Origin of the sequence: Novosphingobium silvae (genome assembly GCF_009856825.1) — a bacterium.
GTDB lineage: Bacteria > Pseudomonadota > Alphaproteobacteria > Sphingomonadales > Sphingomonadaceae > Novosphingobium > Novosphingobium silvae.
This window is the reverse complement of sequence record NZ_WVTD01000013.1, coordinates 79049-99712: the sequence shown is the minus strand read 5'-3', so window position 1 is coordinate 99712 and position 20664 is coordinate 79049. Positions and strand designations below refer to the sequence as shown.

The following is a 20664-nucleotide window of genomic DNA, read 5'->3' as shown; positions in this document are numbered from 1 at the left end:
TGCTCTGCAGGCCAGGGAGGCATGAGCCTGGCACGAAAGGGTTAAGGAATTCTCCGGGTACGGCGCTTGGTTGCCGCCCTCCGAAAAAGCCGGGCGCCGCTCCATGAACGTAAGCGGCCCTTCCTAGATCCCGAAGGCCTTCGTCGCCACGTCGAATGCGCCTTCCAGGCCGTGCCTAACCCTGCCGCCCCGGCCAGCCATCGGCGCTTCCTCGATCACGAGAATGCCTTCCCCGGCCTTGACCTTGTCCTTGAAAAGCTGCTCGTAGCCTAGAAGATAGGGCCAGAAGGTTTCGGTACGGCTGACGGAATAGGCAAGGTCTGCCGAGAAACCCACAAGCTGCGCCTGCCCGAACACGCGCCCGCGCTCCGCCCGCTCCACGCGCACGCCTCGCCCGCCCTTCACCACGAGCCTGCACGGCCCATGGAATACGAGGTAGCGCAGCTGCAGAGTGAGCCAGGCGTTGAGCGAACCCAGGCGCCAGTGCGAGGTGATGCGCAGCGGCCGGCCGACCGGCTGCACCACGGCGGCCAGCGCGCGCGGCAGCAGCACGCACGATGCCCCCTCCGGCATGGCCAGCACGGTCACTTCCGCGAACGGGTCGCGCACGGCCGAAACGGTTGTTACTTCACCCTCTCCGCCGATGCGGGTGAGGAAAGCAAGCCCGCTCGCCCAGCTCGCGAGCGGGTGCCGCCAGTCGAGCAGCCATTGCGTCGCCTTGGCACCTTGATGCGAGGTCGTCTGGAGGAAAGACTGGCGAACCAGCAGTTCCTCCGAAGGCCCGAGCCGCACGGGAACCGATGTCGTGCTGGGCGCGGAAGGCGGGATCGCCGCTCCTCGCCCGCCGGGCACGGCAAGCCGGATGGAAGCCCGACGTTCCGCAAGGGGCGCCAGCACGGTCCAGCACAGGAGGCGGATGAGGTAGGGCGAGGCGACGATGACCAGCAGCGCCCAGAAGGCCTGGGTCAACAGGCGGTCAAGATGCCATTCCTTCGCAAGGACCCGAAGCTTCTGGACAGCGCTTCCCTGCCACAACGTCCCGGCGACCGCGCGCTCTGCGGACAGGTCGGCAAGCGCCTCGTCGAAAGTTGTGACAAGATCGCGGCGCGACGTGGCCAAAGCTGCTTGCGCGCGCTCCACCGCACCTTCGCGGTAGGCCATGGCGGCGAGGCGGTTCCTGGCCTCGTCGCTCACGCTGCATTCCCGCTGGCGTTCCTGCGAGACCTGCCGGTGCTCCTCGCTCTCGATCCAGCTGCGCAGGCGATAAGTCCAGGCCCGCTCCAGCGCTTGCTGCCGGGCGATTGCTGCATTGCAGCGCTGTTCGGCCTGCGAGAGCCGTACCCTGGCGCCGGCCTGAAGCTCTTGTGCGGTGCGGCTGTCGACCAAGTCTCGCGCCGCTTCCAAAGTCTGGAGCTGGCGGTCGAGGAGAGCCACCTGCAGCCGCCCCTGCTGGTCCGCGAGGAGGGCCTGCGGTCCCCGACGATATAGCGCCATGATGCCGGGCCGGTCACCCAGCGCACGCCTTGCCGCATCTCGCTGGCTGCGTGTCTGGGCGATCAGGCGATCGAGTTCGGCGGCACTGCGGTTCTCGGCGCCCGCGGTCGTAGAGGCGAACTGCGCGCCGAGTGCTTCGTACTCGGCGCGTAGCCGGCTTTCCACCTCGGACAGGCCGAGGAAGGTCGCTTCCCGCTCACTCGCCTGCCGCCAGGCCTGCGCCACGAAAGGCGAAACACCGAAAGCACAGACGAGCGCTCCATAAAGCAGCGCGTGCCGTAGCAGCCACTGGAGAATGGACGTGAAGCGTCCCAAGGTCTGAAGTCAGAAGGCCGCCGGAACGGCGCCCCGCGCAGGAGCGGGGCGCCACCCGTGCGCGCAGGTCAGCCGTTCAGCTTGTCCTTGATGCCCTTGGCGGGCGAGAAGGTCAGCTTCTTCGACGCCTTGATCGTCATCGCCTCGCCGGTCGCGGGGTTGCGGCCCTCACGCTCGGGGCTGTCCTTGACCTTGAACTTGCCGAAACCGTTGAGCGAGACTTCCTCGCCCTTGGCGGCCGCGTTGCCGATAGCCTCGAAGACCGCGTCGACGAGCTTGCGGGCGTCGGTCTTGGCAATGCCGCTGTTTGCGGCGACAGCATCGGCGAGATCGCTGTTGTTCATGATCGTTCTTCCTGTCGAATTGAAGTTATGGGGAAGCGCGCCTGGCCATGTCTGGCGTTTTCGGCACGACCCCCGGGAGACACTTGGCGGCGGTGCCACGGTGATGGCAAGGCCGAATGGCAGATAATGCGCTCAAATGCCGGTTGGCTAGGCGTCTTCGCAGCAATTCATCTGAATTTCTTGCAGCTCGCCCTCGATTCCAGCCATCGAGCGGGCTTGAAGAAGGGGAAAATGGTGAACAGAGGCCGTGTGAAGGTGTTTTTCGATGGAGGCTGCCGGCCGAATCCGGGCCCGATCGAGGCCGCTGTGGTGGTTTGCGGTACAGTGCACCTGTTCGACGACCTGGGCACAGGCACGAACGCCGACGCGGAATGGCTGGCCCTGATTCGCGCGGTGGAGGTAGCGCAGACGCTCGGCATGCGCGATTTTGACCTTCTCGGCGATGCGCTGGAGATCGTTCGCGCAGCAGAGCGCGCTCTGCGCGGGCAAAGCGTGGGGCAGGCCGCCCACGACCATACGGACAGGTTCCGGGCGGCTGCCGAGAAGGCTCCGCCTCGCCGCGTGCGCTGGATCAGGCGCGAGCAGAACCTTGCCGGGATCGCCCTTGCCGCGCGTCATCCCCGCTGAGACAGGGGCGACACGGCAATGGGGCATCAGCCCGCCTCTCAGCCCGCAGAACCAAGAGGCGCGAGGCTTCAGTTCACCCGGCGGCGGTGCTTTCCGCCATACTTCTTCCCGCAGAAGTCATCGAGATTGCGCATCTCGCTGGCAGCGGCGGCCGCCAGGGCGGAGGCACAGGGCAAGTTCGTCTCGGGAGCGGCCATGCGTGATTCCACGCGCTCGCGCAGTTCCTCGATGTCAGCGCGGGAAAGGAGGTTCTTCTCACGCAGGTAGCAAATCAGGCTCTGCAGCAGGATCATTGCCTTATCGCCGGGATCGACATCGCTGTTCTCGATCATCATACCATCCTCTGTAACGACCGTATGCTCGGTCTTCTTTGACGGCAGGATGATACAACCGGCCCCCTTTGTCCAGTACCCCAAAGGATCGGCAGCACCTTTGCGGTCCCTCCGCAGAAACGAACGTCTTTATGCGCCGAGCGCTGCTATCTCCCGGCCAAGAAGCTGGGCGACGTACTGACGCAGCCGTTCGTGGTCGCGCTGAGGAAAAAGCTCCAATCCGGCGACCATTCCCCAGGATATGGACATGATGAAATCAAGCAGCATCGCGCGCTGCCCGTCGGACGCCTCGGGAGCAAGCGAATGAAGCGCTGCCTGGAGGCTGGTACGCAGCCGGCCGTCGGCCCGGCGGTTGATGTCCGAGATGATGGGATTGCGGCCCACTTCCCCCAGAAGATCGCACATCATGCGCCGATCCTCCCTGCTGGGTTCTTCGGTGGCGATCCGCTCGATCCAGGCGCGAATGGCCTGGCTGTCTCCTGTGGCAACGGCCTCCTGAAGCTTGTCCTCCTCGAGCCAGCCTGCGAGATCGGCTTCGCACAGGGCAGCGATGATCGCCTCCTTGTTCGCGAAGTCCCGATAGATCTGCCCCACGGCAATGCCGGAGGCGTTGGCGATCTGCGCCATTCCGGTCTGGTGGAAACCTTTTGCCACGAAAAGCATTCTTGCGGTTTCGAGGAGGTGTTTCCGCCGTGCCGCCGACCTGAGTGCACGTCGCTTTTCCGTTGTTCCTTCGATGGCCACCACCCTCCCGGCTTGCTTTCGATGTTGCGGCGCAATAAAGAGCGCTCGAATCATGAGTGAACACTCACTCACGTTTTAACTCTTTTGGCGGACTTTCTCCATGAAAAAGATCACCCCGGCCCTGGTGCTGCTTTTGTCCGCTTGCGGTGGCGGGGGCGAGCAGCCCGCACCGGCAGGACCCACCGAGGTGGGCGTGGTCACGGTCCGCGAGGAAGCGGTCGTGCTCAGCAGCGAGCTTCCGGGACGCACGAGCGCGTACGAATCCTCCGACGTCCGTCCGCAGGTGAACGGCCTCATCCTCGAGCGCCTGTTCACCGAAGGTGACTACGTGAAGGAAGGCCAGGCCCTCTACCGCATCGACCCCGCGCCCTACCGCGCGCAGGTCGCAAGCGCTCAGGCCGCCCTCGCCCGCGCGCGTTCTGCCATCGCTTCGACGGCTGCGCTGGCCCGGCGCTACAACGAGCTGGTGAAGATCAACGCGATCTCGCGGCAGGAGGCGGAGAACGCCACTGTTGGCGCGCAGCAGGCCCGCGCGGATGTCGCCGCGCAGGAAGCAGCGCTGCGGACCGCCCAGATCGATCTTGCGCGCACGACCATCCGCGCGCCGATCTCCGGCCGTATCGGCCGCTCCACCTTCACCACCGGCGCTCTCGTCTCGGCCTCGCAGGCCGACCCGCTGACGACGATCCAGCGCCTCGACCCGATGTTCGTCGACATCCAGCAGTCCAGCGCGGACGTGCTGCGCCTTCGCCAGCAGCTGCTCTCGGGCGAGCTTTCGCGCGGAGGCGGCGCAGCGCGCGTCCGCCTGAAGCTGGAGGACGGCAGCACTTACCCCGAGGAAGGCGTGCTCAAGTTCACCGACGTGACCGTCGATCCCACCACTGGCAGCCAGATCGTACGCGCCCAGTTCCCCAACAAGCGCGGCCTCCTGCTGCCGGGCATGTATGTCCGCGCGGAGCTGATCGAAGGGACTCGCAGCAACGGCATTCTCGTGCCGCAGGCCGCGGTCACGCGTGACGAGAAGGGCAATCCGACGGTCCTCGTCGTGGGTGCGCAGGGTAAGGTCGAGATGCGCAAGCTCACGGCACCTCGCACCGTGGGCAGCAACTGGCTGGTGACGGCAGGGCTGAAGGCGGGCGACAAGGTGATCCTGGAAGGCGGGCAGAACCTGCGGCCGGGTGCTCCCGTGAAGCCGGTCCCGGTCCAGGCCAATGCAGGGGCCGCGCCGCAGGGTGCGGCCGGCACCGCCGGTCAGCCCCGTCAGGGCGCCACGCCGGGTCAGACCCAGGGAGCGGGCGCCGCACAAGGGCAAGCTCAAGGCCAGCCCCAGGGCCAGGCTCAGGGGCAGTAATCGAACATGGCACGTTATTTCATCGACCGACCCATCTTTGCATGGGTCATCGCGATCGTCCTGATGATGGCGGGCGCGATCGCCATTCGCAGCCTTCCGATCTCCCAGTTTCCGGCGATCGCGCCGCCAACGGTGACGATCAGCGCCAGCTATCCGGGCGCCGACGCGGAAACGCTTGAGCGAACGACTACCCAGATCATCGAGCAGCAGCTCAAGGGTATCGACAACCTACGCTATTTCTCGGCGCAGTCCTCGTCGGCCGGCAGAGTCACCATTACCCTGACCTTCGAGCAGGGAACCGACCCCGACATTGCGCAGGTGCAGGTGCAGAACAAGCTCCAGGCAGCAACCTCGCTGCTGCCGCAGGAAGTCCAGCGTCAGGGCGTGACCGTCGCCAAGTCGGCGGCGAGCTTCCTGCTCGTCACCGCGATCTATTCCGAGGACGGCAGCCACACGGCGAACGACCTTTCGGACTATATCGTCAGCCAGGTCCAGGACCCGGTCAGCCGCATCAACGGCGTGGGCGAACTGCAGATCTTCGGCACCCAGTACGCGATGCGCATCTGGGTCGATCCGCTCAAGCTGCGCAGCTACAACCTGACGATCTCGGACGTTTCCGCCGCGATCACAGCCCAGAACGCACAGGTTTCCGCCGGCCAGCTTGGCCAGCTCCCCGCCTCGCAGGAGCAGCAGCTTAACGCCACCGTCTCGGTTCAGTCCCGCCTGCAGACGCCGGAGGAATTCGGCAATATTCGCCTGCGGACCGGCACGGGCGGCGCCGTGGTGCGCCTGCGCGACGTGGCGCGCGTCGAACTCGGCGCGGAAACCTACGGCTTCGAGACGGCATACAACGGCAAACCCGCATCGGGCTTCGGCGTGAGGCTCGCCTCGGGTGCCAACGCGCTCGATACCGTCGACGCCGTGAAGGCCGAAGTTCAGCAGATCGCCAAGAACTTCCCTTCCGACGTCAAGGTCGCCTTCCCATACGATTCGACCCCGTTCGTCCGCCTCTCGGTCGAACAGGTTGTCCACACGCTGGTCGAGGCGGTGGTGCTCGTCTTCCTCGTCATGTTCCTGTTCCTGCAGAACTGGCGTGCGACGATCATTCCCACCATCGCGGTCCCGGTCGTCCTGCTTGGAACGTTCGGCGTGATGTCGGTTCTGGGATATTCCATCAACACATTGACCTTGTTCGGAATGGTGCTGGCGATCGGCCTGCTGGTCGACGACGCGATCGTCGTCGTCGAGAACGTCGAGCGCCTCATACAGACCGAGCACCTCTCCCCCAAGGAAGCGGCGCGCAAGTCGATGGACGAGATCAGCGGCGCGCTGATCGGCATCGGCATGGTGCTGTCCGCGGTGTTCCTGCCGATGGCCTTCTTCGGCGGGTCCACGGGCGTGATCTACCGGCAGTTCTCGATCACCATCGTCTCGTCGATGGCGCTTTCGGTGCTCGTCGCCCTGATCCTGACGCCTGCGCTCTGCGCCACGATCCTGAAGCCCCACCGTCAGGACGAGAAGCAGAGCAATGGACTGCTCGCGCGCTTCTTCCGTTGGTTCAACGACAAGTTCGATCGCGGCACTGCGAAGTACGAGAAGGGCGTGCGCCGCACCTCGCGCAGCTGGAAGCGTTCGGGCCTTATCTATCTCGTGATCGTGGGCATCATGGCCGTGCTGTTCATGCGCCTTCCCGGCGGCTTCCTTCCCGAGGAAGACCAGGGTACGATGTTCGCCATCGTCCAGGGTCCTCCAGGCGGCACGCTGCCGCGCACGATGAAGGGTCTCGACGTAGTTCGCGAGCACTTCCTCAACGAGGAGAAGGCCAACGTCGAATCGGTCTTCACCATCAACGGCTTCTCGTTTAACGGACAGGGCCAGAGCGCCGGCATGGCCTTCATCAAGCTGAAGGACTGGGCGGAGCGCAGTGGTGCTGAAAACAGGGCCAATGCAATCGTCGCGCGTTCGATGGGCGTGTTCTCGAAGTATCGTGACGCCTCGATCTTCGCCCTCGTGCCGCCCGCCGTGCAGGAGCTCGGCAACGCGACCGGCTTCGACATGTGGCTGGTCGACGAGACGAACATGGGCCATGAAAAGCTCGTCGCCGCGCGCAACCAGCTGCTGGGCATGGCCGCGGGCGACAGCCGCATGGCGCAAGTACGGCCTGTCAGCCTCGAGGACGCGCCGCAGCTCGATATTAAGATCGACCAGGACAAGGCCAGTGCCCTTGGCCTCGATCTCAGCGCCATCAACTCCGAAATTTCGACGGCTTGGGGCGGTGCCTACGTAAACGACTTCCTCGACCGCGGCAGGACCAAGCGTGTCTTCCTCCAGGCAGACCAGCCTTACCGCCAGTCGCCCGAGGACATCGAGAACTTCTATGTGCGCAGCACCAGCGGCGAGATGGCACCGTTCGGCGCCTTCTCCACCCTGTCTTGGAAAAAGGCTCCGGTGATCCTCACCCGCTACAACGGCCGCCCCGCCGTGCAGCTGCAGGGCGCCCCGGGCCAGGGCCTGAGCACCGGCGGTGCCATGGAGGCGATCACGGAAATGCACGGGAAGCTGCCGCCGGGGACCGGTCTGGAATGGACTGGCCTGTCCTATGAGGAACGCCTCTCCGGCGGCCAGGCACCGGCGCTCTACGCTCTCTCGCTCATCGTCGTGTTCCTGTGCCTCGCCGCGCTCTACGAAAGCTGGTCGGTGCCGATCTCGGTGCTGCTGGTCGTGCCGCTCGGCGTCATCGGCGCGGTGTTCGCCGCGTGGCTCACCGGGCTCAACAACGACATCTACCTGCAGGTGGGCCTGATCACCACGATCGGCGTCTCGGCGAAGAACGCGATCCTGATCGTCGAGTTCGCGGAGGAGCGCGTCCAGGCAGGCATGAACGCCTTCGACGCGGCGATGGAGGCGGCTAAGCTTCGCCTCCGTCCGATCCTCATGACCTCGCTCGCCTTCGTCTTCGGCGTGATGCCGCTGGCGGTATCGTCCGGCGCGGGCGCCGGTGGCCAGAACGCGATCGGCCGCGCCGTCGTGGGCGGCATGCTCTCGGCCACGATCTTCGCCATCTTCTTCGTGCCCATGTTCTTCGTGGTCATCAGCCGGCTGTTCAAGCACGGCCAGCATGACGGCAATCGCCACGAGCATGACGACGATCGCCGCGAAGACGCCCACCGCCGTGCCGAGGACGGCCCGGCGCCCCAGGGAACCTGAACATGACCAAGTCCTTCCTCTCCCTGCTGCTGGGCACCGCGATGCTTGCGGGCTGCAACCTGGCCCCCAAGTACGAGCGCCCCGGCGGCGCGGTTCCCGCGACGCTGCCGCAGGGCGGCATATACCCGACCGCACCGACCGACGCGGTGGACGTCTCGCGGATCGGCTGGCGCGACTTCTTCCTCGACCAGCGCCTCCAGCAGGTGATCGAGACGGGCCTTGCCAACAACCGCGATCTCCGGATCGCGGCGGGCAACGTGCTGCAGGCGCGGGCGCAATACCGCGTCCAGCGTGCCGACCTGCTGCCCACGGTCAGCGCGAATGGCACCGCGACCTACACGAACAACATCTTCGGCGCCGGCCAGGCGGCGGGTGGCGGTGTCGGCGCAAATCCGGGTGCCTCCTCGTCGCAAGATATCGAGATATACCAGGCTTCGGTCGGCCTCTCCGCCTTCGAACTCGACCTGTTCGGCCGGGTCCGCAATCTCTCCCGGGCGGCGCAGGAGCAGTACTTCGCCACCGAGGAAGCGCAGCGCTCCGCCAGGATCAGCCTGATCGCGGAAATCGCGAACGCCTGGCTCACCATGGCCTCCGACCAGGAACAGCTGCGCCTCTCGCGCGAGACGCTGGGAGCCTTCGAGGAAACCCTGCGCCTCACCCGCGAGCAGTTCCGCGTCGGCATCGGTTCCGAGCTTGAGGTCCGGCAGGCCGAGACGAACTACCAGGGTGCCCTCAGCGACATCGCCGCGCTCGAGACCACCATCGCGCGGGACCAGAACGCGCTCAACCTGCTGGCAGGCACCACCGTGCCGCAGGAACAGCTGCCCACAGGACTTGGCGCGCAGCCCGCATCTCGCGATGCTCTGCCGTCCGGCATTTCGTCGGAGGTACTGCTGCGCCGACCGGACGTGCTTCAGGCCGAGCACCAGCTGATCGCCGAGAACGCCAATATCGGCGCCGCCCGCGCCGCGTTCTTTCCAACTATCTCGCTTACCGCCACTCTTGGCACGCTCAGCACCGCGCTGTCGGGCCTCTTCAAGGATGGCACTTACAACTATAACGTCGCGCCTAGCGGGGCCTTGCCGCTGTTCGATTTCGGACGCCGCAAGGGCAACCTCGACTATGCGAAAGCATCGCAGCAGGTCGCCGTCGCGACATACGAGCGCGCCATCCAGACCGCCTTCCGCGAGGTTGCGGACGCGCTTGCACAGCGTGGCCGCATCGGCGACCAGATTCGTGCGCAGAGCACCCGTGCCGAAGCGGCAAGGGTGGCCGCCAGGCTTTCCGACGCACGCTTCCGTGCAGGGATCGATTCCTTCCTGACCACCCTCGACGCTCAGCGCACTGCCTATGCGGCAGAGCAGCAACTCGTCACCACCCGCCTCACTCAGGCGGGCAACCTTGTCGAGCTGTATCGCTCGCTGGGCGGCGGGCTGGAAGAGCGCACTACGGTCACGCCTTCTCCGCAATGACCGCGTAGCGGCCGCCCCGCCGCCAAAGCTATTCTCAGAACTACAGGAACGACCGTCGGCGACTCAGCGCCGGCGGTCGTTCTGCCTTGCGGCAAGGCCAGATCGTCGCAGCAGAATCATCCGTTATCGAGCGCGGCATTCCTCAGAACTTTCCCTTAAGCAGGCGTGCTATTTGGTTCCCGGGTAATCGATTCCGATTTGGACGATGTCGGAATTGGCGAATGCTGCCATGAGCTTAATCCACCGTCCCAAGGGCTCCGGCAGCAGTCGGGCTCGACGGGCAAGGGGCACAGCATGCCTCACTCTCCGCCCGCCGGTCTGCCGCCGAAGCAGCCTGGTTGATCGCCGCGGCCGGTCATCAAGCCGGTGTGCGCGCGCTTGTGGGAGGTTTGAACATGCCTGTCGTAGCCAAGATCTCGTCCTCGAACGCCGGTCTCAACTCCGCTCCTGCGCAAACGGTGCAGGGTTCCCTGGCGGTTCCCGCCGGCAGCAGCGTTGCCCTCAACCTCACTCCCGAGGCGATCGCCGGGTTCACCCGCGAAGGCTCCGATCTCGTCGTCCATCTCAAGACCGGCGAGGTGCTTCGCATTGCCAACTTCTACGCCGACCCGGCCAAGACATCGCAGCTGCTGCTCGTGTCCGAAGACGGGATGCTCGCAGCCGACGTGAGCCAGCTGGCGCCCGGCACCATGTCGTCTGCCACTTACGTGCCGATCGATGCAGTCGCTGGATTCTCGACGCCGGCCGCCGGCGCAGAGGCCGCTGCGGCGGGTGCAGCTGCCGAAGGCGGCGGCCTCGGTGCCGGAGCCATCATCCCGCTCGCCCTCCTCGGCGTAGGCGGTGCCGTCGCGGCCGTCGCCAGTGGCGGCGACGATGACGACGAGCCTGCGCCCACACCCACGCCCCCCGATACCACAGCGCCGGCCGCTGCAACCAACCTCGCGATCAACGCGGAAGGCACCACTCTCACCGGCAACGCCGAAGCCGGCGCGACCGTGCGCATCGACGTGGATGGCGACGGCTCCGTCGAGTACACGACGACCGCCGGGTCGAACGGTACCTTCTCGATCACTCTCGCACCCCCGCTCGTGGATGGCGAGACGGTGTCCGTCACCGTGCGCGACGCTGCCGGCAACACCAGCCCTGCCGCGACGATCACCGCGCCCGACAGCACGGCGCCCGCCGCGCCTGCAAGCGTGACGATTTCGGATGACGGCACCACCATCTCCGGCGTCGCCGAGGCCGGGCATATCGTCCAAATCGACATCGACCAGGATGGCGACATCGACCACACGACCGTCGCCGGCGCGGACGGCACCTTCACTATCGAGCTGCCCGAGCCCCTCGACAATGGCGAGGATATCCACGTCATCATCGTCGATCCGGCCGGGAACCCGAGCGAACCGGTCCCGGTCACCGCGCCGGACCTGACGCCGCCGCCTGCGACAGCACCCACCATCGCCGCAAGCGACGGCACGGTCGTTTCCGGAACCGCCGACGAAGGAGTCGCCGTCGTCTTGACGGATGCCGCGGGCAACACGATCGGACAGGCGACCGTCGCAGCCGATGGCACCTGGTCGTTCACTCCCGCCACGCCGCTGCCTGACGGCACCCTCGTCAACGTGGCAGCCGTGAACGAGAGCGGCGAGGCGGGCCCTGCGGCCACGGTGACCGTCGACGCCGTGGCACCCGCTATCCCGGCAGCAGAACCGTCCAACGGCGAAGTCGTCTCAGGCACGGCGGAAGCCGGCGCAACTCTCCTGCTGACGGACGGCTCGGGCGACCCGCTGGGGCAAGTCACCGCAGACGCCGAAGGCAACTGGAGCTTCACGCCCGCTGAGCCTTTCGCCGATGGCACGAGCGTGGTGATCGTCGCTGTGGACGCCGCCGGCAACACCAGCCCGGCTACCGGGATCATCGTGGACGCGCAGGTCCCCGCCGCTCCGACGATTGTTCCGCCGAACGGCGAATCCATCTCCGGCACGGCAGAGCCCGGCTCCACGGTTATCCTGACCGATGGCGATGGCGAGCTGATCGCGCAGATCGGCGTGGGCGGCACGGGCAACTGGGCGTTCGCTCCCGCCGAACCATTCGAGGACGGCACGGTGATCGAAGTGGTCGCCCGCGACGACGCCGGCAACACGAGCGCTCCGGTCACGGCGACGGTCGATGCATTGCCACCTGCCGCTCCGGTCATCGAGGCGACGCAAGGCGCGGCCCTTTCCGGAACGGCAGAGGCAGGCTCGACTGTCACGCTGACCGATAGTGACGGCAATGTGATCGGCGAGACCACGGCGGATGAAGACGGCGCGTGGACCCTCACCCCCGATGCGCCGCTGCCGGACGGGACGGAAGTCTCCGCCACCGCAACCGACACTGCCGGTAACACCAGCGCCACTGCCACCATCACCGTCGATGCGACGCCGCCCGCGGCGCCCGTAATCGTGGCCAGCAACGGTACACAAGTATCCGGCACGGCCGAGCCGCTCTCCACGATCACCCTGACCGACGGCGACGGAAACGAGATTGGCGAGACCACTACCGACGAAGACGGCGCCTGGAGCTTCACGCCCGACGCCCCGCTCTCGGACGGAATGGTGATCAATGCCACTGCGACGGATGCGGCCGGCAACACTGGCCTTTCCGCATCCTCGACCGTGGACGCCATCGCGCCGGCGGCTCCGACCGTAGAGGCGAGCGACGGTTCCACCCTCTCCGGTACGGCAGAGATCGGGGCTACGGTGATTCTCACGGACGGCGACGGAAACGCACTTGGCGAGGCCGAAGTCGACGAGGACGGCAACTGGACGTTCACGCCCACGACACCCCTGCCCGACGGCACTGTCGTCAATGCGACCGTGCAGGACGACGCCGGCAATTCGAGCGATGCGGTCAGTACCATCGTCGATGCCCTCGACCCCGCCTCACCCGTCATCGATCCTACGGACGGCACCACGCTAAGCGGCACGGCGGAGGCCTTCGCCACCGTCACGCTGACCGATGGTGACGGTAATGTGATCGGCGAGATCACGGCGGACGAGGACGGCGCGTGGAGCCTCACTCCCGACGCGCCGCTGCCGGATGGTACCGTGATCAGCGCAGTCGCCACCGATGCCGCAGGCAACACGAGCCTGCCGAGCACCACTACAGTGGACGCCGTTGCACCGGCGGTTCCGACCATTGCTCCCACCAATGGGGAGCAGTTGACGGGCACGGCCGAACCGCTCTCCACGATCACCCTGACCGACGGCGACGGAAACGAGATCGGCGAGACCACTACCGACGAAGACGGCGCCTGGAGCTTCACGCCCGACGCCCCGCTTCCCGACGGAACGGTGGTCAACGCCACTGCGACGGATGCGGCGGGTAATTCCGAAGGCGCTGCGAGCACCAGCGTCGATGGTATCCCCCCCGAGGCTCCTATCGTTGAGGCGAGCGACGGCTCCGTGCTTACCGGCACGGCGGAGCCCGGATCAACGGTAGTCGTCACGAACGGCGATGGCGATCCCATTGGCGAGACGACCGCGGACGAGGATGGTGAATGGACCATCACTCCCGGCACGCCGCTGCCCGAAGGGACCGTGATCAACGTGGTCGCGCAGGATCCTGCCGGAAACGAAAGTGGATCGTCCACGACGACCATAGATGCGACACCACCCGCTGCACCTACTATCGAACCCAGCAACGGCATTCTGGTCACGGGAACGGCAGAGCCGGGTTCCACCGTCCTGCTGTTCGATGCGACCGGCCTTGACGACCCGACTCTCGGAGTTCCGATTGGCGAGGCGGTTACAGACGACAACGGGGAATGGACGTTCGAGCCACTGCTCCAGCTTCCGGATGGGACATTGATCGCGGCGGTCGCAGTGGACGCGGCGGGCAATTCAGGCGCTGCCGCGACCGCGACAGTCGACGGTGTCGCCCCGCCGGACCCGACGATCGAGCCTTCGGATGGCTCCGTACTCATAGGCACTGCCGAAGCGGGCGTCACGGTGCTGCTCACGGGCTCCCTTGGCGAGCCCATCGGCGAGGCAGTGGCCGACGAGGATGGCGTGTGGCTGTTCACTCCAGGCGCTCCGCTGCCTGATGGGACAAGCGTCAACGCAGTGGCAGTCGACGCTGCAGGTAACGAAAGTCTGCCTGTCACGACCGTGACCGACTCTGTCGATCCGTCGCCCCCTGTCATCGCGGCTTCCAACGGCGCCATCATCAACGGAACGGCGGAGCCTTTCACGACCGTGCTGCTGACCACCAGTCTGGGCGAACCGATCGGCGAGGCACCGGTAGGGCCAGGCGGAACCTGGACGTTCGCGCCGGAATCGCCCCTGCCCGACGGCACTGTCGTCAGCGTGGTCGCGCAGGATGCCGTCGGCAATCTGAGCGAGCCGGCCGAGGTCACCGTGGACGCGGTTCCGCCGCCTCTTCCGACGCTGGAAATCTCGGGCGACGGCACACTTCTTACGGGCACGGCGGAGCCTGGCAGCCAGCTCCTGATCGTGATTGACGGAGACAGTGCCGATCCGATCCTCATCGACATCGACCAGAGCGGAACCTTCTCCCTGCCCTTGGCGCCGCCGCTCGTCGCCGGAGAAACGCTTCAGGCCATTTCCGTGGACGCAGCCGGTAACGCGAGCGGTTTCGCGAACACTGTCGCGCCGGACCTCGTGGCCCCGGTGATTGCCGTCCCCGAAGCGGCGGACACGTTCATCAACGGCACCGAACTTGCCGATGGAATACAGGTGGCGGTCGAAATCAGGCCAACCATGCAGGTGGGGCAAACCGTCACGGTCGAGTTCGCCGGCCAGAACGGCTACGAGACGACCACCAGCTACGTTCTCACGCCGACTGACATCGCCGCGGGCACCGTGACCGTGACTGTCCTTCCAGGTGACGGTCTGGGACCGTTCCCGCAGGGCGCTTCGACAATCACCGCGAGTGTCGGTGCAGGAGCCGCCGCGGCGCCGGTTCCCTTCACTATCGATACCGTTCCGCCCGCCGCGCCGGTTCTTTCCCTCGTCGGCAACATTCTCACCATTTCCGCCGAGCCGGGAACAGCGCTCGACATCGACGTCACCGTTGGCGGGATCACCGCGAACGTTCAGGCTACGGCGGACAACGACGGGCTGGCCTCGGTGGATCTTCTGGCCGATCTCGACATCGGGCTGGACTGGAACGAGCTGCTTACGGCCGAGGTCTCCGTGACGGGGACCGATCTGGCAGGCAATGCGTCGAACATCGCGACGCTCGACGTATTGCCGAGCCTTGAGCAGCCCGTGACGATCGGCGGCCTTGCGCTCGACGTCAACCTGCTCCCCCCTGTCCTTGGCGTCAGCGGGGCGACGGAGCCGAACTCGACCGTCTTTGTTCAGCTGATCACTCCGGCTCTGAACGTCAACCTCTTGCCGATAGAAACGGGTCCCAGCGGCACCTTCGAAGTCAATCTGCTAAGTGCGCAGGTTCTGGACCTTCTCCAGATCAGCCCCACCGCGCTGCTGAACCTTGGGTCCGAACTTTCGCTGAACCTGGTGGCGGTGGATAGCGACGGCAACCAGAGCGCCGCTTACGGAGTCAGCCTGACGGGTGCGGGCTTGGGGCTGAACATCGGCGAGATCGCCATCACCGGCAGCGGCGAGGCGGACGTGCTGAGCAGCGTGGTCGGCAGCGCCGAACTCATCAACGCGGGCGACGGCAGCGATCTCGTGCTCGATGTGGCTTTGGGCGACCGGGTCCTTGCGGGCAGCGGGGATGATACGGTGGAACTCACCGCGACCACTTTCGTATCCGTGGGCGGCGGCGCCGGCTTCGATACCGTACTCCTCGCAGACGGTATTGATCTCGACTACAACGCAACGGGCGTCGGCACGTTCACCAATATCGAGCGGGTCGATCTGGGCACGGGCGATACGGGCAGCAGTCTCACCCTTACCGCTGCGGAAGTGGACGCCATCACCGATGGCAACAACACCCTGCAGATCACGGGCGAGGCGAACGATACGCTGAACGTGACAGGCGCGGTGGAGACAGGTTCCACGCAGCTGATCGATGGCGTGACATACGACGTCTACACCTTCGGCGCCAACACGCTGCTGATCGAGGAGAACAGCGTCCAGGTCGTCGTGTGACGAAGCAGGGGGGGACGTGGTTGTGTTCAGGGAGATGGGGCCGGACGGCGGTGCTGATGGCGCTGGCGGGCTGGCCCCTCCCGCTCCCTGCGATGACGGTGGAGGAAGCGGTGGCCATCGGGCTGGAGCGGCATCCCGAAATGGCCGCCGCATCCGCCGAGATCCGCGCTGCCCGAACGGAGGTCAATGTTGCGAAAGGAGGATATCTTCCTTCCGTCACGCTTTCGGGTGGGCCTCAGGAAGTGTCGCCCGACCAGTGGGCCTATGACGTGACGGCAGCGCAGATGGTGCACGACTGGGGACAGGTCCGGAGCCAGGTACGGGGTGCGCGGGCCACCGAACGGCAGCGCCAGGAAGAATGGCTGGTGGCCCGGGACGAAGCGGCGCTCGACGTGGTGGAGACCTACCTCGACCTGTTGCTCGCCCAGCGACAGCGCGAGGTGGATCTGGCGCAGATCACCACGCTTGAGGATTTCGCGCAAATGACCGGGCTGCGCGCACAGGGCGGGTATGCCGACCGCAGTGAGCCGGACCGCTCCAAGCTGGAGCTGGCCCGCGCCCGCCAGCGCCTTGCCAGCGACGAAGGCCTGCTGGCTGACGCCGCTGCTCAGTTCGAGACCCTGGTGGGCACTGGGCCGGGCTCCATGGTCGAACCTGCTCCGCGCTCGATGATCCGCGCGATCGCGGCCGAGGACATCGACGCGCTTGTCGATGCGGCACCGCTCTACCGCAAAACAGTGGAGGATACGCAGTACGCTCGCGCCGAGTACGAGGGCACCCGGGCTTCGCTGCTCCCGCGCGTCAACCTGGAGGCAAGCGCGCTCAGCCGCGAGATCGGGGGAAGAATGGAAAGCGATGCGGTGGTGGCGGTGCGCCTCAGGATGGCGCCCATGCAGGGTCTTTCCAGCTTCGACCGGCTGGAGGGAGCCGGCGAGCGGGTCGATGCCGCGCAGTGGCGGGAAGGCGCGGCCCGGCGCGAGATCGAGCGGCGGCTGCGCAATCTAACCACCAACGGCACCGCGCTTGCCGAACAGGAGGAAGCCCTTTCGCGGCAGGTCGGCAGCGCGGGCGAGCTAGGCGGCCTTTACCGCGAGCAGTTCGAAGCGGGGAAACGCGACATCATCGACCTCATCACCATCCAGCGCGAGCACTACGATGCGCGGCGCTCGCTGAACGAAGTTCATCTGCAACTGATCCGGATCCAGTATCAGATCGCGGCGCAGCTGGGCCGCCTCACCGATCTTATCGCCATGAAAGGCGGGGAGCAGTGAGGAGCGGGATGGAGCATCCCGATCTGGCAGACACAACCGGCCGCGATCCGCTCCGCGAAGGGCTCGTGCTGCTGGCAGGGCTGCTGGGGCGCCGCACCAGTTCCAGCGAGCTTGGCGATGGATTGCCGCTGAATAAGGGCAGACTGCCCATCGAAATGGTGCCCCGTGCGCTGCGCAGGCTTGAGATCGCGGCACAGGTCCGCCGCTCCGACCTCGACATCCCGGCCTATCTGCTCCCCGCGCTGCTGGTACTGGACGATGGCGAGTGCGTGGTGCTCTCGGGGATCGAGGACGACGCGGCCGTGTTGCGCCTGCCGATGGCGGACGGGGGCGTGCAGAAGATGCCCATGGCCGAGCTGGCAAGCATCCACTCGGGCCTGACGATCTTCGCGAAGGCGCGCTTCCGTTCGGAGGAACGGGCAGGAATGCTGGCGGCGACGACCGGAAAGCACTGGTTCTTCGGTGCTCTTGGTCGCTATCGCAACGCCTACCTGGAAGTGGCTCTCGGCGCGATGATGGCGAACCTGCTTGCCATAGCGACGGCGCTTTTCGCCATGCAGGTCTATGACCGCGTGGTGCCCAACGCCGCCTTCGATACGCTCTGGCTGCTGGCGAGCGGCGTGGTGCTGGCGATCGTGTTCGAGGCGCTGCTTCGGCATATGCGGGGCCACTTGCTGGACACCATGGGCAAGAGCCTGGACCTCACGCTTTCCACGCAGCTTTTCGCCCGCGTCCTACAGACGCGGCTTTCCGCCCGTCCTGCGTCGCTGGGGGCATTCACCAGCCAGATCCGTGAGTTCGAAGGGGTGAGGGAATTCTTCACCTCATCCACCGCCGCGCTGGCCAGCGATCTGCCTTTCACGCTGATCTTCCTTTCGGTGATTGCGCTGATCGGCGGATGGATTGTGGTGGTGCCGGTCGCGGCAATCCTGCTGATGGTGCTGCCCAGCCTCGTCATGCAGCGCCGGCTTGCCGAACTGTCGCGCCGCAACCTCCAGGAGGGCGCCGTCAAGAACAGCATCCTGATCGAGGCCGTCGAGAACCTCGAGGCCATCAAGGCCGGAAGGGGCGAAGGGCGCGCGATGATGCTGTGGGAGGGGCTGACAGCCCAACTCGCCGAAACCGCCAAACGCAGCCATTCCCTCAGCAGTTCCCTGACGTACGGCGCCGCCATGGTGCAGCAGCTCTGCTACGTGGGCGTCGTGGCCTTCGGCGTCTTCCGCATCAGCGACGGCGCGATGACCGTGGGCGCGCTGGTCGCCTGCTCGCTGCTGGCCGCACGCGCGATCGCGCCGATGGGACAGGCGGCGGCGATCCTCGCACGATGGCAGCACACCCGCGTTGCCCTCGAGGGTCTAGACCAGCTGATGGCTGCCCCCGTGGAGCGCCCAGAAAACCGCGTTTTCGTCCGGACCGATCGCATCCGTGGGGCCTTCGAGGTCAGCAACCTCGTGCTGCGCTACACGGACGAAGGCCCGGCAGTGGTGAACGTCGGCGCACTGTCGATCCGGCCGGGGGAGAAAGTCGCAATCCTGGGCGGCAATGGCGCGGGCAAGTCCACGTTCCTGCGCCTGCTCTCGGGTCTGGGTGATGCCACCTCGGGCACTGTCGTGGTCGACGGCATGAACATCGCCCAGATCGATCCCTCTGACCGGCGCGCCGCTATTGGCTTTCTCCCGCAGGACGTCTCGCTGATGCACGGCACCTTGCGCGAGAACCTCAATCTCGAGGGGCGGGCGATCAGCGACGAGGACATGTTCGCCGCGCTGGACGACGTGGGGCTGGGACGTTTCGTGCGCGCCAATCCGCGCGGACTGGACATGCCGCTCCTCGGCAGCCGCAGCCTCTCGGGCGGGCAGCGCCAGGCCGTGGGGCTTGCCCGCGTGATCCTCCAGGATCCGCCGGTCGTCCTGCTTGACGAGCCCACGGCCTCGTTCGACCAGGCTGCCGAGGAACATGTCGTCGCCCGGCTCAAGCAGTGGCTGGGCGATCGTACATTGGTCGTGACGACGCACAAGCGCACCATGCTCTCGCTGGTGCAACGTATCGTCGTCATGCGCGACGGCGCAGTCGTGATGGACGGGCCGGTGGACGGGATCGTCGCCGGAAACCAGGTCAAGGTGCCTGCCATGGCGCCAAGTTCGGCTCCGGATCCCGAAAAGCCGATTGCGATGGGGGGGCTCTGAATGGGGGTTGAGGGCATTTCCGCGCAGGGCTTGAGGCGGGAACTGGACGATCCGTTCCGCTCGAGCCCGCACCCGCTTTACAGGCCCCTGCTCTGGGCCGTTCTCGCCTGCATCGCGGTGGCCATTGCCTGGGCCGCGCTAGCCAAGATCGATGAAGTCACCCGTGGCGAAGGCCGGGTGGTTCCGGTCAGTCGCATGCAGAAGATACAGAGCCTGGAAGGCGGAATTCTGGGCGAACTGCTGGTGCGCGAAGGTGACATGGTGAACCGGGGGCAGCCGCTTGTCCGGCTGGATCGCACGCACTTCCAGACATCTTACGACGAATCCGCCAACCAGGCCATCGTGCTTGCCGCGGCGATCGCCCGGTTGCAAGCGGAAGTCCTGGGGAAGAGCACCATCGCTTTCCCGCCCGAGGTTCCGGCCGAAAGTTCCGTTGCGCGGTCGGAGCGGGAACTCTTCGCCTCGCGCCGGGCCAAGCTTGAGGAAGGACGCCGCACGCTGCAGCACCAGATGCGGATCGCGCAGGGGCAGCTTGCCATCGTCCGACCCCTCACCGCCCGCAAGGTGGTGAGCGAAATGGAAGCGCTGAAGCTCCAGCAGGACATAGCTACTTTCAACGGGAAGCTGGTCGAACTTGAGAACACCTATCAACAGGAAGCCTACACCGAACTCGCCAACAAGCAGGCGGAACTGAGCGCCCTCGACCCCATCGTTCGCCAGCGTGGCGACCAGCTGCGGCGCACGGAGATCCGCTCGCCCGTGCGAGGACGTGTGAACACCGTCCTCATCAACACGCGGGGCGGCGTGGTTCAGCCCGGCGAGCCGATCATGGAGGTCACTCCCATGGAGGATCGGCTGCTGATCGAGGCGCGTATCAGGCCTCGCGATGTCGCTTTCCTTGTGCCGGGCATGCCGGCGAAGGTGAAGATCACCGCGTACGACTATACCATCTATGGCGATCTCAACGGCAAGGTGGAGCGGATCGGCGCTGACACCATCGAGGAGGAAACCGTGCGCGGCAAGGAAGCCTACTACCAGGTGCTCATCCGCACGGACGGCGCGCATCTCGTCCGCGACGGGCAGCCGCTGCCAATCATCCCGGGCATGGTGGCGGAAGTGGATATTCTCAGCGGCAAGCGCAGCGTGCTGAATTATCTGCTGCGGCCGATCCTCAAGGCGCGGCTCAACTGAGACGGTCG

Annotated in this window: 12 protein-coding genes; 8 read left to right on the top strand and 4 right to left on the bottom strand. The window is 66.0% G+C overall.

Annotated elements, in window-relative coordinates; all coding sequences use genetic code 11:
- Positions 1-123: 123 nt before the first annotated feature.
- Positions 124-1809, bottom strand: a complete 1686-nt coding sequence (locus tag GR702_RS15960) for a hypothetical protein (protein WP_160986771.1) — start codon at positions 1807-1809, stop codon at positions 124-126.
- Positions 1810-1877: 68 nt separating this feature from the next.
- Positions 1878-2153, bottom strand: coding sequence for an HU family DNA-binding protein (locus GR702_RS15955; RefSeq protein WP_160986770.1), 276 nt, complete (start codon positions 2151-2153; stop codon positions 1878-1880).
- Between the two features lie 234 nt (positions 2154-2387).
- On the opposite strand from GR702_RS15955, the gene GR702_RS15950 reads away from it, so the two are divergent.
- Positions 2388-2780, top strand: a complete 393-nt coding sequence (locus GR702_RS15950) for a ribonuclease HI (RefSeq protein ID WP_337192625.1) — start codon at positions 2388-2390, stop codon at positions 2778-2780.
- Between the two features lie 68 nt (positions 2781-2848).
- Here GR702_RS15950 and GR702_RS15945 read toward each other — a convergent pair whose 3' ends face one another.
- Both GR702_RS15945 and GR702_RS15940 read right to left on the bottom strand, forming a co-directional pair.
- Positions 2849-3112 (bottom strand): hypothetical protein, encoded by a 264-nt coding sequence (locus tag GR702_RS15945; protein ID WP_160986769.1) that lies wholly within the window; start codon positions 3110-3112, stop codon positions 2849-2851.
- A 129-nt stretch (positions 3113-3241) separates the two neighbouring features.
- Positions 3242-3775, bottom strand: coding sequence for a TetR/AcrR family transcriptional regulator (locus tag GR702_RS15940; protein WP_237449746.1), 534 nt, complete (start codon positions 3773-3775; stop codon positions 3242-3244).
- Positions 3776-3956: 181 nt separating this feature from the next.
- Between GR702_RS15940 and GR702_RS15935 the strand changes: the two genes are divergently transcribed.
- From GR702_RS15935 to GR702_RS15905, 7 genes are all read left to right on the top strand, one after another.
- Positions 3957-5207, top strand: a complete 1251-nt coding sequence (locus GR702_RS15935; protein ID WP_160986767.1) for an efflux RND transporter periplasmic adaptor subunit — start codon at positions 3957-3959, stop codon at positions 5205-5207.
- Positions 5208-5213: 6 nt separating this feature from the next.
- Positions 5214-8414: an efflux RND transporter permease subunit gene (locus tag GR702_RS15930; protein WP_160986766.1), complete on the top strand. Its 3201-nt coding sequence runs from the start codon at positions 5214-5216 to the stop codon at positions 8412-8414.
- A gap of 2 nt (positions 8415-8416) precedes the next feature.
- Positions 8417-9886: an efflux transporter outer membrane subunit gene (locus GR702_RS15925; protein WP_202408304.1), complete on the top strand. Its 1470-nt coding sequence runs from the start codon at positions 8417-8419 to the stop codon at positions 9884-9886.
- A gap of 395 nt (positions 9887-10281) precedes the next feature.
- Positions 10282-16008, top strand: coding sequence for an Ig-like domain-containing protein (locus GR702_RS15920; RefSeq protein ID WP_160986765.1), 5727 nt, complete (start codon positions 10282-10284; stop codon positions 16006-16008).
- Between the two features lie 56 nt (positions 16009-16064).
- The gene (locus GR702_RS15915; protein WP_237449745.1) at positions 16065-17279 is read left to right on the top strand and encodes a TolC family protein; all 1215 of its coding nucleotides are present in this window, start codon (positions 16065-16067) and stop codon (positions 17277-17279) included.
- An 8-nt stretch (positions 17280-17287) separates the two neighbouring features.
- Positions 17288-19465, top strand: a complete 2178-nt coding sequence (locus GR702_RS15910; RefSeq protein WP_160986764.1) for a type I secretion system permease/ATPase — start codon at positions 17288-17290, stop codon at positions 19463-19465.
- Positions 19466-20656: a beta-barrel domain-containing protein gene (locus tag GR702_RS15905; protein WP_160986763.1), complete on the top strand. Its 1191-nt coding sequence runs from the start codon at positions 19466-19468 to the stop codon at positions 20654-20656.
- Positions 20657-20664 lie beyond the last annotated feature (8 nt).

Coding starts and splice junctions, on each gene's coding strand:
- GR702_RS15920 (WP_160986765.1), top strand. CDS start 10,282: ATGCCTGTCGTAGCCAAGATCTCGTCCTCGAACGCCGGTCTCAACTCC.
- GR702_RS15905 (WP_160986763.1), top strand. CDS start 19,466: ATGGGGGTTGAGGGCATTTCCGCGCAGGGCTTGAGGCGGGAACTGGAC.
- GR702_RS15915 (WP_237449745.1), top strand. CDS start 16,065: ATGGCGCTGGCGGGCTGGCCCCTCCCGCTCCCTGCGATGACGGTGGAG.
- GR702_RS15910 (WP_160986764.1), top strand. CDS start 17,288: ATGGAGCATCCCGATCTGGCAGACACAACCGGCCGCGATCCGCTCCGC.
- GR702_RS15945 (WP_160986769.1), bottom strand. CDS start 3,112: ATGATCGAGAACAGCGATGTCGATCCCGGCGATAAGGCAATGATCCTG.
- GR702_RS15935 (WP_160986767.1), top strand. CDS start 3,957: ATGAAAAAGATCACCCCGGCCCTGGTGCTGCTTTTGTCCGCTTGCGGT.
- GR702_RS15930 (WP_160986766.1), top strand. CDS start 5,214: ATGGCACGTTATTTCATCGACCGACCCATCTTTGCATGGGTCATCGCG.
- GR702_RS15955 (WP_160986770.1), bottom strand. CDS start 2,153: ATGAACAACAGCGATCTCGCCGATGCTGTCGCCGCAAACAGCGGCATT.
- GR702_RS15940 (WP_237449746.1), bottom strand. CDS start 3,775: ATGCTTTTCGTGGCAAAAGGTTTCCACCAGACCGGAATGGCGCAGATC.
- GR702_RS15925 (WP_202408304.1), top strand. CDS start 8,417: ATGACCAAGTCCTTCCTCTCCCTGCTGCTGGGCACCGCGATGCTTGCG.